12 protein-coding genes are annotated in these 14624 nt (G+C 61.7%); 4 read left to right on the plus strand and 8 right to left on the minus strand.

Translation table 11 applies throughout. From position 1 onward, the window contains the following. Positions 1–21: 21 nt before the first annotated feature. Together Q2941_RS01535 and Q2941_RS01540 are read right to left on the minus strand one after the other, a co-directional pair. Positions 22–417, minus strand: a complete 396-nt coding sequence (locus Q2941_RS01535; RefSeq protein ID WP_458191366.1) for an NUDIX domain-containing protein — start codon at positions 415–417, stop codon at positions 22–24. Further along, a complete protein-coding gene (locus tag Q2941_RS01540; protein ID WP_458191367.1) occupies positions 366–3629 on the minus strand; it encodes an AAA family ATPase in 3264 nt (1087 codons plus the stop codon). The genes Q2941_RS01535 and Q2941_RS01540 overlap by 52 nt, the downstream gene beginning before the upstream one ends. A gap of 166 nt (positions 3630–3795) precedes the next feature. Between Q2941_RS01540 and Q2941_RS01545 the strand changes: the two genes are divergently transcribed. Next, entirely contained in the window at positions 3796–4101 is a 306-nt protein-coding gene (locus Q2941_RS01545) for a hypothetical protein (protein ID WP_458191368.1), read from the plus strand. Positions 4102–4121: 20 nt separating this feature from the next. Here the strand turns inward: Q2941_RS01545 and Q2941_RS01550 are convergent, their stop codons facing one another. From Q2941_RS01550 to Q2941_RS01575, 6 genes are all read right to left on the minus strand, one after another. Beyond that, positions 4122–5036, minus strand: a complete 915-nt coding sequence (locus tag Q2941_RS01550) for a TorF family putative porin (protein ID WP_458191369.1) — start codon at positions 5034–5036, stop codon at positions 4122–4124. Between the two features lie 39 nt (positions 5037–5075). Then, positions 5076–5732 (minus strand): VIT1/CCC1 transporter family protein, encoded by a 657-nt coding sequence (locus Q2941_RS01555; protein ID WP_027526608.1) that lies wholly within the window; start codon positions 5730–5732, stop codon positions 5076–5078. Positions 5733–6214: 482 nt separating this feature from the next. Next, entirely contained in the window at positions 6215–7303 is a 1089-nt protein-coding gene (locus tag Q2941_RS01560; protein WP_458191370.1) for a TRAP transporter substrate-binding protein, read from the minus strand. A gap of 175 nt (positions 7304–7478) precedes the next feature. Further along, positions 7479–8567: a TRAP transporter substrate-binding protein gene (locus Q2941_RS01565; RefSeq protein WP_458191371.1), complete on the minus strand. Its 1089-nt coding sequence runs from the start codon at positions 8565–8567 to the stop codon at positions 7479–7481. Between the two features lie 192 nt (positions 8568–8759). After that, positions 8760–9890, minus strand: a complete 1131-nt coding sequence (locus Q2941_RS01570; RefSeq protein WP_458191372.1) for an Mrp/NBP35 family ATP-binding protein — start codon at positions 9888–9890, stop codon at positions 8760–8762. 142 nt (positions 9891–10032) lie between these two features. Beyond that, a complete protein-coding gene (locus Q2941_RS01575) occupies positions 10033–10470 on the minus strand; it encodes a VOC family protein (protein ID WP_458191373.1) in 438 nt (145 codons plus the stop codon). Positions 10471–10708: 238 nt separating this feature from the next. On the opposite strand from Q2941_RS01575, the gene Q2941_RS01580 reads away from it, so the two are divergent. From Q2941_RS01580 to Q2941_RS01590, 3 genes are all read left to right on the plus strand, one after another. Beyond that, the gene (locus tag Q2941_RS01580; protein WP_458191374.1) at positions 10709–11578 is read left to right on the plus strand and encodes an NAD(P)-dependent oxidoreductase; all 870 of its coding nucleotides are present in this window, start codon (positions 10709–10711) and stop codon (positions 11576–11578) included. Between the two features lie 24 nt (positions 11579–11602). Continuing rightward, complete coding sequence (nhaD, locus tag Q2941_RS01585; protein ID WP_458191375.1) at positions 11603–12880, plus strand: sodium:proton antiporter NhaD; 1278 nt, start codon at positions 11603–11605, stop codon at positions 12878–12880. Positions 12881–13028: 148 nt separating this feature from the next. Beyond that, entirely contained in the window at positions 13029–14624 is a 1596-nt protein-coding gene (locus Q2941_RS01590; RefSeq protein ID WP_458191376.1) for a sensor histidine kinase, read from the plus strand.

A 14624-nucleotide genomic window follows, 5' to 3' on the forward strand; every position in this document is an offset into this window, starting at 1 on the left:
AAACAGGTCATCGCGCTCAACTCACGACCATCCTTCACTGTGGTATGAGCCATGACGAGGGTTGATGCCTTTGAGGCAGTCGATTGCCACACCGATATAGCTCGCCAAAGGCTGGGGCAATGCATCCATCGGGAAAAATGCAAGCCCGTCACATTTGGTAGGTTCACAAATGCGAGGGGTCCCGAGAAAGCTGTCCGCCGTAAAGAACAAATCGATAATAGTTCGGTCGGTACGACGATGCATGGCGCAAACGAACCGCCAGTCCTCCGGCTCTACGATCAGGCTTGTTTCCTCAAGCAGTTCGCGTGATGCAGCCGCGAGCGCATCTTCTCCTTCGACGGCATGCCCGGACGGTAGAGCCCATTTTATGGGGCCAACAAGGCGTGCACTTCCGGGATCTTGCCCTGCGTACACCATAGCCCGGCAAGGGCATTCGAGGCGCGCAATTGCCACAGCCGCGCTCCCTGCCGCGCGGCAACAGCGATCGCCTTTTCGTAGCAGATTTCTGCAGCTGCCGGAGAGCCGCATCCACCGATCAGCAAGTCTCCCTTCAACCGATGAAGCTCGGCCTCGTACCAGCGCCCGCTCGTTCCAGCTACGGTCTGCAACGTCTGATCCACGAGCTTCATGGCATCGACGACCTGTTCTGATTTCGCGAGGGCCTGGGCCAGGAGATAGCGGGCGAACTGCACCCAGATCAGCGCACCAGTCGCTTCCAGCGCCCTTACGCTCTTGCGAAGCTCGGGAAGGCCCTCTTCCGCGTTCCCGAGATGACAACTTGCCCAACCTCGCAGCATCCGGCCACCAGCCAGCCAAAGCGGAAAGGCATATTCGGAGGCCAGCTCCACCGTTCGTTCGGCGATCGGATAACCTGCCTCTGGGTCGCCACACAGTACGTGGGCTCCCGCCAGAAACGCGAGCGCATTACAGAGGCTATGCGGATGCCGCTGCTTTTCGGCGAGGCGTACCGCGTTTTGGCCAAATGCCAGCCCGCGATCGATGTCCCCGAGCAGCGTAGATGCAAGCGTCAAATAGGTTTGCGAGACAATCGGGGTAAGCGGTGCGTGGTGCGTTTCATCGTACAATCTGAGCGAGTCGCTCAGATGGTCCCGCGCGGAGGTCAGTTCGCCGATCAGAAACAGCGCCTGGCCGAGAGCACGATGACCGATCAGCTTGGGCATCGGATTGTCCTGCTGCTGGGCTCTCGCCAACAACTCTTCTGCCAATGTCCGAGACTGCTCGAAGTCGCCTCGCGTGACATGGAAGGCAATTATCCCGTTGAGCACCGCAAATCTCTGATCAGAACTCTTGGCGGTGCTGCACAGGTCAAGCGCCCGTTTATAGGCTTCAACGGTCTCTGTCGCGGCAAACCCCTTTGACGCCGCAAAGGCATTCCCCAGCGACAGCTGCAACTGCAACTCGAGATTATCGCGCTCCATGTCCGATGGAAACTCGGCCAGTCGCTTGAGAGCCAATTGAAGGTGAGTACAGGCTTCGACAAAGGCAGATCGTGCACTGGCTTGCCGAGCAGCCCTTATCCAATAGTCGATCGCCAGTTTGGCTCTGCCCGCTTCGGCATAGTGCTGCGCAACGATTTCAGGAGCCGTATGAGCATCCTCCGGGAAGTCTCTGCATAAAATGTCGGCGATTCTTCCATGAAGCTTTCGGCGCTGGTCATTAAGTATGCTCGCATAGGCTTCGTCTCGAAGGAGTGCGTGCTTGAAGGAGAAGCTCTGATCGCTCAGGTGACCGGTTCGGAACACCAGACCAGATGCCAGCAAGCGATCGACGGCTGCCTGAACGTCGCTTTCCGAGAACGGGGCTGTCGCCTTCAACAGATCAAGGGAAAAGTCGCGACCGATCACGGACGCGATCTGAGCGACAGTTTTCGCTGGCGCGAGCAAGTCCAAGCGAGCCATTAGCGAATCATGCAATGTTTCTGGCACCAGCAGCGTAGAGTGTGCGCCAGAGCGATCTTCGCGCGATCCAACGCCTCCGCTTTCGAGGACTGCCTTCGTGATTTCCTCGACAAAGAGTGGCACGCCATCCGTCTTGGCCAGAATTTGATCGATTGCAGTCCGCGGCAAGTCCCTGCCCTTGGTCAGGGACTGGAGCATCGAAGACACCTGCTGCCGATCTAATCGATTGACCGTCAACGAGGTCACGTGCGGTTGTTCGGCCCAAGGCAGAGTAAGATCCGGACGATGCAGCAGCACAACCAACATCCGCCAGTTCTTTACGTTGTCGCGGATGCGCTGAAGTAGCTCCAGGGAGGTCGGATCCGCCCAATGTATGTCTTCGAATACGAGGACAACCGGTTGCTGCTCGGCACCGGCCCGCAGCAAAGCGAGGAGAGCACTGAAGGTTTGGCCCTTTAGCTGCTCGGGCGTGAGCTCTCGTTGGGGGGCGCGATCTCCGATTGGAATCGACAGCAACGCGGCCAACAGCGGAACGATTGATCTGGCTTGTTCGGTCGTCCGGCGTACCAGGTCCTCCAACTTGTTCAATCGAACCGCAGGCGAGGTATCGCGAGTTATATCCGCGGCATGCTCCAGGTAATGAATGACTGGATGCAGCGCGCTGCTCGTATGATACGACGAGCACTGAAATTGCAGGAAACCGTATCTCTCTTCGGCCAGTCGGTGTCGCAGGGCCAGGATGAGTCGAGACTTGCCTATTCCAGGCTCGCCAGAGATCAGGACCATCTGGCCCTTGCCCTGCTTCGCCTTGCTGTACTGTTTGTGCAACAGGCGCACCTCATCCTGCCGACCGATCAGGGGCGTCAGGTGCGAAGAGGTGCGCGCCTCAAAGCGGCTCGATAGCGACCCCGGCGCGACGACTCGCCACACACGAACCGGCCGCTCAACTCCCTTTAAATCGCGATCACCAAGGTCGGCAAATTCAAACAGCCCGCCAAGCAGGAGCCGAGTGCGTGGAGCGATCAATATCTGGCTGGGCTCGGCCAAGGCCTGCAAGCGCGACGCCAGGTTTGGTGCATCGCCGACGAGCGCGAACTCGCGCGAAGGCCCCTCTCCGATCAGATCACCGACAACCACCAGGCCACTTGCAATACCGATCCGGACCTCGAGCTTTCCGGCGATCGGTATGGCTACGGCTGGAACTGATTCAACTATCTCCAAAGCCGCCTTCACCGCACGTTCGGCATCATCCTCATGGGCCGATGGAAAGCCGAAATAGGCGAGAACTCCATCTCCCATAAGACGCGCTATGTGCCCGTCATAGCGACGAATGGCGTCACCACAACAGCGCTGGAAATCAAAAAGGATCTTACGCATCTCCTCGGGATCGAGCTGCGCAGACAAGAAAGTCGAACCTACGAGGTCACAAAAGAGCACAGTGAGGTGGCGCCTCTCAGCACTCTGGGCTGTCGCCGGCGTCGACCGGGCATCAGTCGACCGGTTGGACACTTGCAACGAGTCGCAACGAGCCCGTACCGCCTTAACCAGTTTTTTCCGGTGCCCCAGAGAAACGCCGAGTTTTTCCAACTCGCTCTCGGTCAGATCCGGCAGGATTTCCCAATCAATATCATTCCTGGCAAACAACTCGGAATATTGAGCCAGTCCAATCTCTTCCAGCCAGTGCTGTAGATCGGTCATCTTGGCATACAACCCGAACGCTTCAGGCGGCCGCGCCAAGATCCGCCGACCGGGCACGGCGAGACTGCGCGATTATCCTGCGCATGGATGTTCCCGTAGGCAAGCTAAAACTTCTGTTGCGATCGCAGGTACCGACGTACAGATCGCTCAAGGTCTTCTCGACTAGGATATCACTGGTATGTCGAACCAATTCGGTGAGACACTCCTAACCCATTGTGTCTCGCTCAAATCCATCGCCTACGTTACCGCAGCGTCGGCTGCAGATGACATTACCCCTCTCGTTCCGAACCTTCTCAGAGAGCAAATTGATGCGATCAACGACGCACGGCAAATCGTGCCTGGGTGCGCCGTCCAGCAGGCAGATCTGCGCATCAACAACGACCGTCCGCCGTGGCTCGAAGAGCGAAGGCGGGAGCGAAAGCCATCGCGCGGTCAGACCCAGACGACGCTGGTTGTCACGCCGCTCGCCCCCCGGGAGGGATGATGGATTTCGCCCTACCCGTCCTACAGTTTAAAAAGCGAACCAGGCTTTGGCGACGATCGTCGGACCACACCAGTTCGAGACCAGGCCAGCGGGGTTGGTAATGGGATCAAACGCGGCCACCCGCCCGCGCATTTGGATCGCCAGTAAAGACGAAGCAGTTTTCTTTCGACAGATTGGTGTCGTAGTAGCGCAGATCGAAGTTGACGGCCTTGTAGGTAAAGGTCACGCCCGCTTGCCAGTTGAGATAGGCAGGTAACGGGAAGCTGCCGAGTTGCGGAGCCTGATTGCCGAACCAGGAATAGCCGACAGCCGTCGTGAACGACACGCCCAGGTTCTTCGGAAGCTGGCGGGTTGGCACAACCCAGCCCGGCTGCCAAATATTGACTCCAGGCGCCGGTGTTCGAGACGTTCGGAGAATAGGCGTAACCGGCGGCGATGCGAAAGGACTCGCCGATGCTTCTGTCGCCGCGAACCGCCGCCTCCCAATAATTGATGCCGTTCGTCACGCCGGGAAACTTTTCTCCGGGATAGGCGAAATAGGTCACGCCGAGATCGAAATTGATATCTGCGATCTTCGGGCGGATACCGCCTGCCACCGTAAACTCTCCGACTGGTTCGGTGGGCAGCCTGACGGTGGCCATCGTGGCGCCGGCGTATAGAGAGCCAAACCTTGCCTCAAAGGCGGCTCCGGCCGCGGGCTCGCGACCGGACAGCGTCGTCCCGCGATAGACATAGTCGGATGCAACCCCCGCGCGGGCGCTGAATTCGAGCTCATTGACAGACGTTGCGTGACTCGTTTCGGCTGCGGACCAGGCGCGATTGCCAAGGCCGATCGCGCCGCTAGCGCTGGTCTCGGCGGTCTCGGCGCGCGCCACGTTGCCGGCCACCGGTGCCAGCCACAATCCAACGAACGCTGCAATCGAGACGCCGCCCAACTGCCAATCCGTTGCTGCGCCTCTTCGCCGCACCGTTGCCTATCCTCCGAGAGCTACCGCCACACTGACCAGTACACCACCCATGGCCACCATCGAAAGGCCGGCCGCCCAAGGCCGAAGTCCGCTACGATATCCGAACGCGTAACCACAACAAAACAGCATCACGATGGCAACGGCGTAGGAAACCCGCAGCGCCATTTTGGCGTCGCTCAGGAATATGAAAGGGATTACGATCGGAAAGGTGGAAGCGAAGCTCAGCAAGCAAAGAGCAAGTGCTCCGATCCAATCGTGTTTCGTCAACCTCGGACGTTCGGGGGGCTCGGGCAGCTGCCGCAACTGTTGCGGTGTCAGTTCCAGTTGCTCCAGAGGCAGGACCGACACCAATTCCGGTGGCAACGCGTCGGTGATGACGCGCCGCGCCGTTTCGGGATCCGGCGACTGCCGTAATGCGCGCATTGTCAGGATATTGATTCCCCGATCGTTGATGCGGGCCAACAGATAAAGACCTCCGTCAACGATGCCCCAAGCCAGGTTGCATCCGAGAGCGCCGACCAGCATCGTTTGACTCCTGATATCGTCCGCGGTCGCGACACCGAGGCTGCAGACGAAGGTGAGCACCATGATGAGACCGAACAAAGCCTCGGAGATCCGTTCCATCGGATCCAGCACGCGGCCAAAACGAATATCTGCTGACATCAGGGTCGACCTCACTGACTAGAGTAAGCAGACCTTTCTCGACATGATCGCAAAGCGAAGTATCGCGTGCACGATCGAAGCTCGTACGATCTGTAAGGCGAAGCGAAACTCATCGCGCGGTCGGACCCGGACGACGCTGGTCGTTGCGCGCTTGCTCACCCTGGGAGGGATGATGGGTTTCGCTTCGCTTGACCCATCCTGCAGTTCTGTTGCGCAACTGCCGGCGCGACGTTCGTCGATTTCGGATTATTCGATAATAATCTTTTGCCACTGGTTTGCCCGACGTGTCAAATGATTTCGCAGAAGGCAGACGGGCACCATGCCGCAATCCTCTACTTTGCATGGGGTTGTTTTCGGGATTATTGATGGACGTCCGCTACGCGCGTCAGGCTGGTCTCTCCCAATGCAAAAACCCGGCCTCGCCATGCGAGACCGGGTTTTCGCTGTTTGATGGATGATCGCGCCTCAACGCGCGAGCGTGATCAGCCCTGCGCGTGACGCGCCATGAAGATGTCGTAGCCAACCTCGGCGACCTGGAACCAGGCATAGCCGTCGTTCGAGAACTTGGTCAGGGACTCGTAGACCTTCTTGAAGTTGGGGTTGGTCGCGCTGACCTCGGCGTGCAGCTCCTTCGCGGCCTTGAAGCAGGCGTCCATGATCGGCGGCGGGAAGGCGTGCAGCTTGGTGTTGTTGGCAAGCAGCTTGCGCAGCGCCATCGGATTGGCCTGGTCGTAGCGCGCCATCATGTAGTTGTTGGCGTAGTGGCCGGCCTGCTCCAGAACGCTCTGATAGTACTTCGGCAGCGCATTCCATTTGTCGAGGTTGACGAAGGCGAGCAGCATCGGGCCGCCTTCCCACCAGCCGGGATAGTAGTAGTGCGGCGCGATCTTGTAGAAGCCGAGCTTCTCGTCGTCGTAGGGACCGACCCATTCGGCGGCGTCGATGGTGCCCTTCTCCAGCGCCGGATAGATGTCGCCGCCGGCAAGCTGCTGCGGCACCACGCCGAGCTTCTGCAGCGCGCGGCCGGCAAAGCCGCCGATGCGGAATTTCATGCCCTTGAGGTCGTCGGGCGTGTTGACCTCTTTCCTGAACCAGCCGCCCATCTGGCAGCCGGTATTCCCCGCCAGCAGCGAGATCACGTTGTAGCTCTTGTAGAAGTCGTTCAGCACTTCACGGCCGCCACCCAGCATGTACCAGGCCTGGTTGATACGCATGTTGGGACCGAACGGCACCGACGAGCCGAAGGTGAAGGTCGGGTCCTTGCCGAAGTAATAGTAGGACGCGGTGTGGCCAATCTCGCAGGTCGCGTTCTGAACGGCGTCGAGCACCTGCAGGCCCGGCACGATCTCGCCGGCCGCGAAGATCTGGATCTGGAATTTGTTGTCGGTCGCCTCCGCGACCATCTTGCACATCATCTCGGCGCCGCCATAGAGCGTATCGAGCGATTTCGGCCAGCTCGTCGGCATGCGCCATTTGATCTCCGGCATCGATTGCGCGATGGCGGGAGTGGCAAGCGTGGCGGCGCCGGCGGCGCCAAGTCCGGTGACCTTGATGAAGTCTCGTCTTTTCATGATTTCCTACCCTGACGGTTGTGACTGTGCGCGCCTTCTTGACGAGGCCTTCCGGCCAGCATGGAACAACCCGTTACCGATTTCCATACGCAAAAGCCCGGCCTCGCGAACGAGGCCGGGCTTCCCGACTAAGACTTAGGACTTAGGACTGGGCCCCGGGGGGCCTCTGCCCTGATCAGCCGCGGGTGCGCGAGCGGATCATGAAGCTGTCGTAGGTGTATTCGGCGACCTGCCACCACAGATATTCATCCGAGCGGTAGGCCTGCATGGCGTCGATCGACTTCTTGAAGTCGGGATTCTTGGCCGAGATCTCGGTCCACAGCTCGTTGGTGGCCTTGAGGCAGGCTTCGAGCACTTCGTTGGTGAAGGGACGAAGCTGGGTGCCGCCGGCGACCAGGCGCTTCAGCGCGGCCGGATTCTGCATGTCGTAACGCGCAGCCATCCAGCTGTTGGCGTTCGCGGTCGCGTTGGTCAGGATCGCCTGGTAGCTCTTCGGCAGCGCATTCCACTTGTCCAGGTTCGCGAAGGCGTGGACCATCGGCCCGCCCTCCCAGAAGCCCGGATAGTAGTAGTACTTGGCGACCTTGGCGAAGCCGAGCTTCTCGTCGTCATAGGGGCCGACCCACTCGGCCGCGTCGATGGTGCCCTTCTCCAGCGCCGGATAGATGTCGCCGCCGGCGAGCTGCTGCGGCACCACGCCGACCTTCTGGAGCACCTGGCCGGCGATGCCGCCGATGCGGAATTTCAGGCCCGAGAGATCGGCGACCGTCTTGATCTCCTTGCGGAACCAGCCGCCCATCTGGGTGCCGGTGTTGCCGCAGGGGAAGCCGATCACGTTCGACTTCTTGAAGAACTCGTTGCCGAGCTCGGCGCCGCCGCCCTGGTACCACCAGGAGTTCTGCTGGCGCGCGTTGAGGCCGAACGGCACCGAGGCGTAGATCGCAAACGTCGGGTCCTTGCCGACGTAATAGTAGGACACGGTGTGGCTCATCTCGACCGTGCCGTTGGAGGTCGCATCCAGCGCCTGCAGGCCCGGGACGACTTCGCCGGCCGCGAACACCTGGATCTGGAACTTGTTGTCGGTCATCTCGGCGACGTACTTCGCCACCTGCTCGGCGCCGCCATAGATGGTATCGAGCGATTTCGGAAAGCTCGACGTCAGGCGCCACTTCACCTCGGGCGAGGACTGCGCAATCGCCGGCGAGGCCACCGCAGTTGCCGCTGCCCCTGCTGCCGACACTTTCAAGAAATCACGACGCTTCATCTTCAGGTCTCTCCTTGCTGGGGCGTTTTCCCCGACGTCTCTTCTGCCGCCGCTAGTCTCGGCGATGCGTGATGGCCGCGTCGAACCGAAGGCGCTTGACTGCCGGGGCCTTTAGCACGGAAGCCCAGCTTTCGGAACGCGACAATGGCATGACGGAACTGTACGAAAGTCGCATGCCTTCCGCGGGAGGCTTCAGCCCGTGGAAATTACGGACTTGAGCTGGTCCCGGATCTGGCCCGCGATGGCGCAATAGATCGCCGCATGGGGCCCATTCGGCTCGCTGTCGACCACCGGTTTTCCGGCATCCGAGGTCTCGCGAATCGCCATGTGCAGCGGGATTTCGCCCAGGAACGGGACGGCGAGCTTCTCGGCCTCGTGTCGCGCTCCGCCATGGCCGAAAATGTCCGATTTCGTGCCGCACTGCGGGCATTGGAAATAGCTCATGTTCTCGACGATGCCGAGCACGGGGACGTTCACCTTCTTAAACATGGCAAGGCCCCGCCGCGCGTCGATCAGCGATAGGTCCTGCGGGGTCGACACGATGACGGCACCCTTCAGGGGCACGTTCTGCGCGAGCGTGAGCTGCGCATCGCCGGTGCCCGGCGGCATGTCGACGACCAGGACGTCGAGCTTGCCCCACTCGACGTCGCGCAGCATCTGCGTCACCGCCGACATCACCATCGGCCCGCGCCAGATCATCGCGGTCTCTTCCTCGACCAGGAATCCGATCGACATGATCGACAGACCAAAACGCTTCAGCGGAATCATCTTCCGCTCCGCGTTCAGCTCGGGCTTGTCGCGCAGGCCCGTCAGCCGGGGCACCGAGGGACCGTAGATATCGGCATCGAGCAGCCCGACCTTCAGGCCGAGATCGCGCAGGCCCAGCGCGAGGTTGAGCGCGGTGGTCGATTTGCCGACCCCGCCCTTGCCCGAGGCAACCGCGATGACGGCGGCGACACCGGGAATCTCGGACTGCCGCGACATCGGCGAGGTGCCGCCCTGCGGCGGCCGATGGGCATGGGCCGGCTGTACCCCCGGCGCGCCGCGGCTCGGCGGCGGTGGTGGTGCGCTGCCCGGCTTGCGCTCGGCGGTCAGCGCCACCATGGCGGTGGTGACGCCGGGAATGGCACGCACGGCCGCCTCGGCCTCGGCCCGGACCTGCTCCCAGGCCCGCGCCTCCGCGGCATCGACATTGATCGAAAAGAACACCTTGCCGTCACTGGCACTGATCGCGCTCAGCACATTGGCATTGGTGAGCGCGACCCCGCGCGGCGACTTGATCCGGCTGAGGCTGTCGAGAACCTGCTGCTGCGTCACGCTCAAAGCGCATCTCCTGAACGGAGCATGATCCGGAAAAGCGTGCAGCGGTTTCCGGTAAGATCATGCTCAACTATAAGACCCTAACGCGCGATCCTGATCGCGCCTCAGGGCGATGCGACCCATTAGAGCGGAAACGCCCAAAAGGCTACTGCCTGCCGATATCGCCGGCCGTCTCGACCGGGGCCGCTGCCCCCTGCTCTCTGGCCGCCTCGTAGTTCAGCTCGATCATGACCCCGTTGGGGTCGTGCACGAAGATCTGCCAGAGGTCGCCGCCGGGCACCTGCCGGGAGTCGAATTTCATGCCCTTGCCGCTCAGCCGCTGCCTCATGCCGTCGAAACCGCGACTGACGAAGGCAACGTGATGGACAACGCCTGAATCGGGCTTTTGAGCCTCGTCTGTCACGGAAATATCGACGAGATGCACCACCGGCTTGCCCTCGCTGTACATCCAGGCACCCGGGAAAGCGAAATTGGGCCGCGGACCGTTCTCGAGACCCAGCACGTCCTCATAGAAGCGGACGGTCTCGGCCAGTTTCCGGGTCCGGATGTTGAAATGATCGAGCACCCCGACGCTCACGGCCATGCCTTGCACTCCCTTTTCTTTTTTGCGTCCTTGTTCGCTCATCATCCTAGCACAGGTGACCTTCAAACGAAGCCGTTGCCCTCCGGCCTCAAGGGTTTATGGTGCGCCTCCGATCCGCCCCGTTGGGGGCGGAACCGCCAAAACCTCTTGAGACCAAACCTCTTGAAATCCTGGCCCGGCCGCCTCAAACGCCGGTCAAAACCGCAAGAACACCCCAAGCACAAGCAAGGTCACCCATATGGCTAAAGTCGCTTTCCTCGGTCTCGGCGTCATGGGCTTCCCCATGGCCGGCCACCTCGTCAAGAAGGGGGGCCATGAGGTCACCGTCTACAACCGCACCGCGGCCAAGGCGAAGGAATGGGCGGACAAGTTCGGCGGCAAGACCGCACCGACCCCGAAGGCGGCCGCGGAAGGCCAGGACTTCGTGTTGTGCTGCGTCGGCAACGACAACGACCTGCGCGCGGTGACGATCGGTCCCGACGGCGCGTTTGCCGGCATGAAGAAGGGCGCAACCTTCGTCGACCACACCACCGCCTCCGCCGAAGTCGCGCGGGAGCTTGATGCGGCCGCCACAAAGGGCAGCTTCAAATTCGTCGACGCCCCCGTCTCGGGCGGACAGGCCGGCGCCGAGAACGGCGTCCTGACCGTGATGTGCGGCGGCGCCCAGGACGCCTATGCCGGCGCCGAGCCGATCATCGCGGCCTATGCGCGGATGTGCAAACTGCTGGGACCTGCGGGCTCCGGACAGCTCACCAAGATGGTCAACCAGATCTGCATCGCAGGCCTCGTCCAGGGCCTCTCCGAAGGCATTCACTTCGCCAAGAAGTCGGGCCTCGACGTTGCGGCGGTGATCGACACCATCTCCAAGGGCGCGGCGCAGTCCTGGCAGATGGAGAACCGCTACAAGACCATGAACGACGACAAGTACGATTTCGGCTTCGCCGTCGAATGGATGCGCAAGGACCTCTCGATCTGCATCGCGGAAGCCCGCCGCAACGGCGCCAACCTGCCGGTCACCGCGCTGGTCGACCAGTTCTATGCCGAAGTCGAGAAGATGGGCGGCAAGCGCTGGGATACCTCGAGCCTGCTGGCGCGGCTGCAACGCTGATGGCCGCTTAAACCCGGACCTGTCTTGCTGATCGCGATCGCCGCCATTTTCGTCGTTGCCTACGCGGCGATCGCGCTCGAACATCCGCTCGGCATCAACAAGAGCGCGACCGCGCTCGTCGGCGCCGGCCTGCTCTGGACCGCCTACGCGGCCATGACCGGCGATCACGCGCTGATCAGCCGGCAACTCGACGAATCCGTCTCCTCCACTGCACAGATCGTATTTTTCCTGATCGGCGCCATGACGATCGTCGAGGTGATCGACGCCCATGACGGTTTCGAGGTCATCACCTCGCTGATCCGCACCACGAGCCAGGCACGCCTCATGTGGCTGGTCGGCTTCGTGACGTTTTTCCTCAGCGCGATCCTGGATAATCTGACGACCACCATCGTCATGATCTCGCTGATCCAGAAGCTGATAGGCCGGCGCGCCGACCGGCTGCTGTTCGCCTCCCTGATCGTCATTGCGGCCAATGCCGGCGGCGCCTGGACCGTGATCGGCGACGTCACGACCACAATGCTCTGGATCGGCGGCCAGGTTTCGCCGCTGAGCATCATGTGGGCGGTGTTTCCGGCGGCCCTCGTCAATCTCCTCGTTCCCCTGCTCATCATCAGCTTTGCAGTGCGCGGCAAGGTCATCGCCCCGCCGCCGCGGGAAGATCGGCTGCAAGGCGTCGAGTTGTTTGAACGAAACCTGATGTTCTATCTCGGGCTCGGCACGCTGATCGCGGTGCCCGCATTCAAGGCGGTCACGCATCTTGCGCCCTTCATGGGCATCCTGTTCGGGCTCGGCATCCTCTGGATGGTCGGCGAGATCATCCACCGCCACAAGGACGAGCACGTGCGACGTCCCCTCACCCTGGTGCATGCACTAACCCGGATCGATATGGCCTCGGTCGTGTTCTTCGTCGGCATCCTGCTCGCGGTCGCCTGTCTCGAACATGCCGGCCTGCTGGCGACGCTCGCCCGATGGCTGGATACGACCGTCGGCCGGCAGGACATCATCGTCGTCCTGCTCGGCCTGCTCAGCGCCATCATCGACAATGTGCCGCTCGTCGCCGCGACGATGGGCATGTACGGCCTCGCGCACTACCCGCCCGACAGCTTCATCTGGGAGTTCATCGCCTATTGCGCCGGCACCGGCGGCTCGATCCTGATCATCGGCTCGGCCGCCGGGGTTGCCGCCATGGGGCTCGAGAAGATCGAGTTCTTCTGGTACGCCCGCCGCATCGCGGGACCGGCGCTTGCCGGATATCTGGCCGGGGCCGTGGTTTATATCGCGCAGCACGCGGTGGTGCACTGAGCCGGCCTTTCGCCGCACTTCGATCCGCCGAATTAACTCCCCGTTAACGCAATTCTTTAGCTCCTTAAGTCAGCTCTTAAGGATTTATTGCCAGAGATAGAGAATGCAGAAGGCCCGCGTCGGCGTGGGCAGGAATTCGTGTTGCTTGATGAGTAACCCCGCTGAAAAGCCCGAGGTCGTGCAGCTTCCGGCCGAGCCGGCGAGCGTGCCATCGGCGAGCAGTCGCCGAGCTGCAGCGCAGCGGGTGCGCGAGGCGCGCGACAAGTTAACGTCGACCAGCGGAACAAGGCCCGCCTTCGACAGCGAAATGCTGCGCCAATATGCGCAGACGCGGCTGTCGGCATCTTACGTCGTGATGCTGCTGGTGGTCGCGACCGGCCTCTTGTTCGGGCTCTGGATGCAACCGGTTCCGGCGGCGCTCTGGACCGTCGGCATGCTCTGCATCCACGCCGCGATGATCCGGAGCTGCCGCCGCTATCTCGCCGAGCCGGCGTTGCCCGCCGTCACGCGCAAATGGCGCACGCGCTTCGTCGTGCTCGACCTCCTCTATGGCCTGTGCTGGATGGCGATCCTGATCCATCCCGTGCTCGACGTCGTCACGGAAACGCTGATGATGTTCCTGATGCTGCTGGTGATCGCAGTATCGAGCATGCTGGCGGCCAATCTGCCGATCGCCGCGCTTGCGGCCACCGCGCCCGTTGCGGTCGCGATGGCGCTGAGCTTTGCGATGAGTGGCTCGCTGGACAATTACATCCTGGCGGCGCTGTCGCTCGCCGCCGAAGGCTATTTCGTGCTTCTGGCGCACCGGCTGCACTCCTCGACCTTCGCAACGCTGGAGGCGCGCGCGGAGAAGGACGCGCTGATCGGCGAACTGGAACAGGCCAAGGCGATCTCGGACGAGGCGCGGCACCGCGCCGAATCCGCCAACGTCGCCAAATCGCGCTTCCTCGCGCAGATGAGCCACGAGCTGCGCACGCCGCTGAACGCGATCCTCGGTTTCTCCGAGGTGATGAAGAGCGAGATCTTTGGTGCGCACGCAGTGCCGGTCTACAAGGAGTATTCCGCCGACATCCATAATTCCGGCGTACATCTGCTAAATCTCATCAACGAGATCCTCGACCTGTCCCGGATCGAGGCCGGCCGTTACGAGCTGAACGAGGAAGCGGTGTCGCTGGTGGGCATCGTCGCCGACTGCCATCATCTGATGAAGCTGCGCGCCTCGAGCCGCGGCATCACCATCCACGAAGTCTATGAGCAGGCGATGCCGCGGCTGTGGGCCGACGAGCGCGCGATCCGCCAGGTCGTGCTCAATTTGTTGTCCAACTCCATCAAGTTCACCCCGCAGGGTGGCGATATCTGGTTGAAGGTCGGCTGGACCGCCTCGGGCGGGCAATATCTCTCGGTGAAGGACACCGGCTCGGGCATCCCCGAAGACGAGATCCCGGTCGTGCTCGCCTCCTTCGGCCAGGGCTCCAACTCGATCAAATCGGCCGAACAGGGCGCAGGCCTTGGCCTTCCCATCGCCAAAAACCTCATCGACCTGCACGGCGGCACGTTCACGCTGAAATCGAAACTGCGCATCGGCACCGAGGTGATCGTCACCTTCCCGCCGGAGCGCGTGATGAGCGCCCTTGCGCCCATGACGGAAGAAGCTCCGCCGCTGCAGCCCGATGGTGCCGGTGTCACGGACGAGAAACGCCGGCCGCGCCACAAGCCGATCATGAGCGCGGGCACGGGTTCCTGA

Source organism: Bradyrhizobium sp. UFLA05-153, from assembly GCF_054185185.1.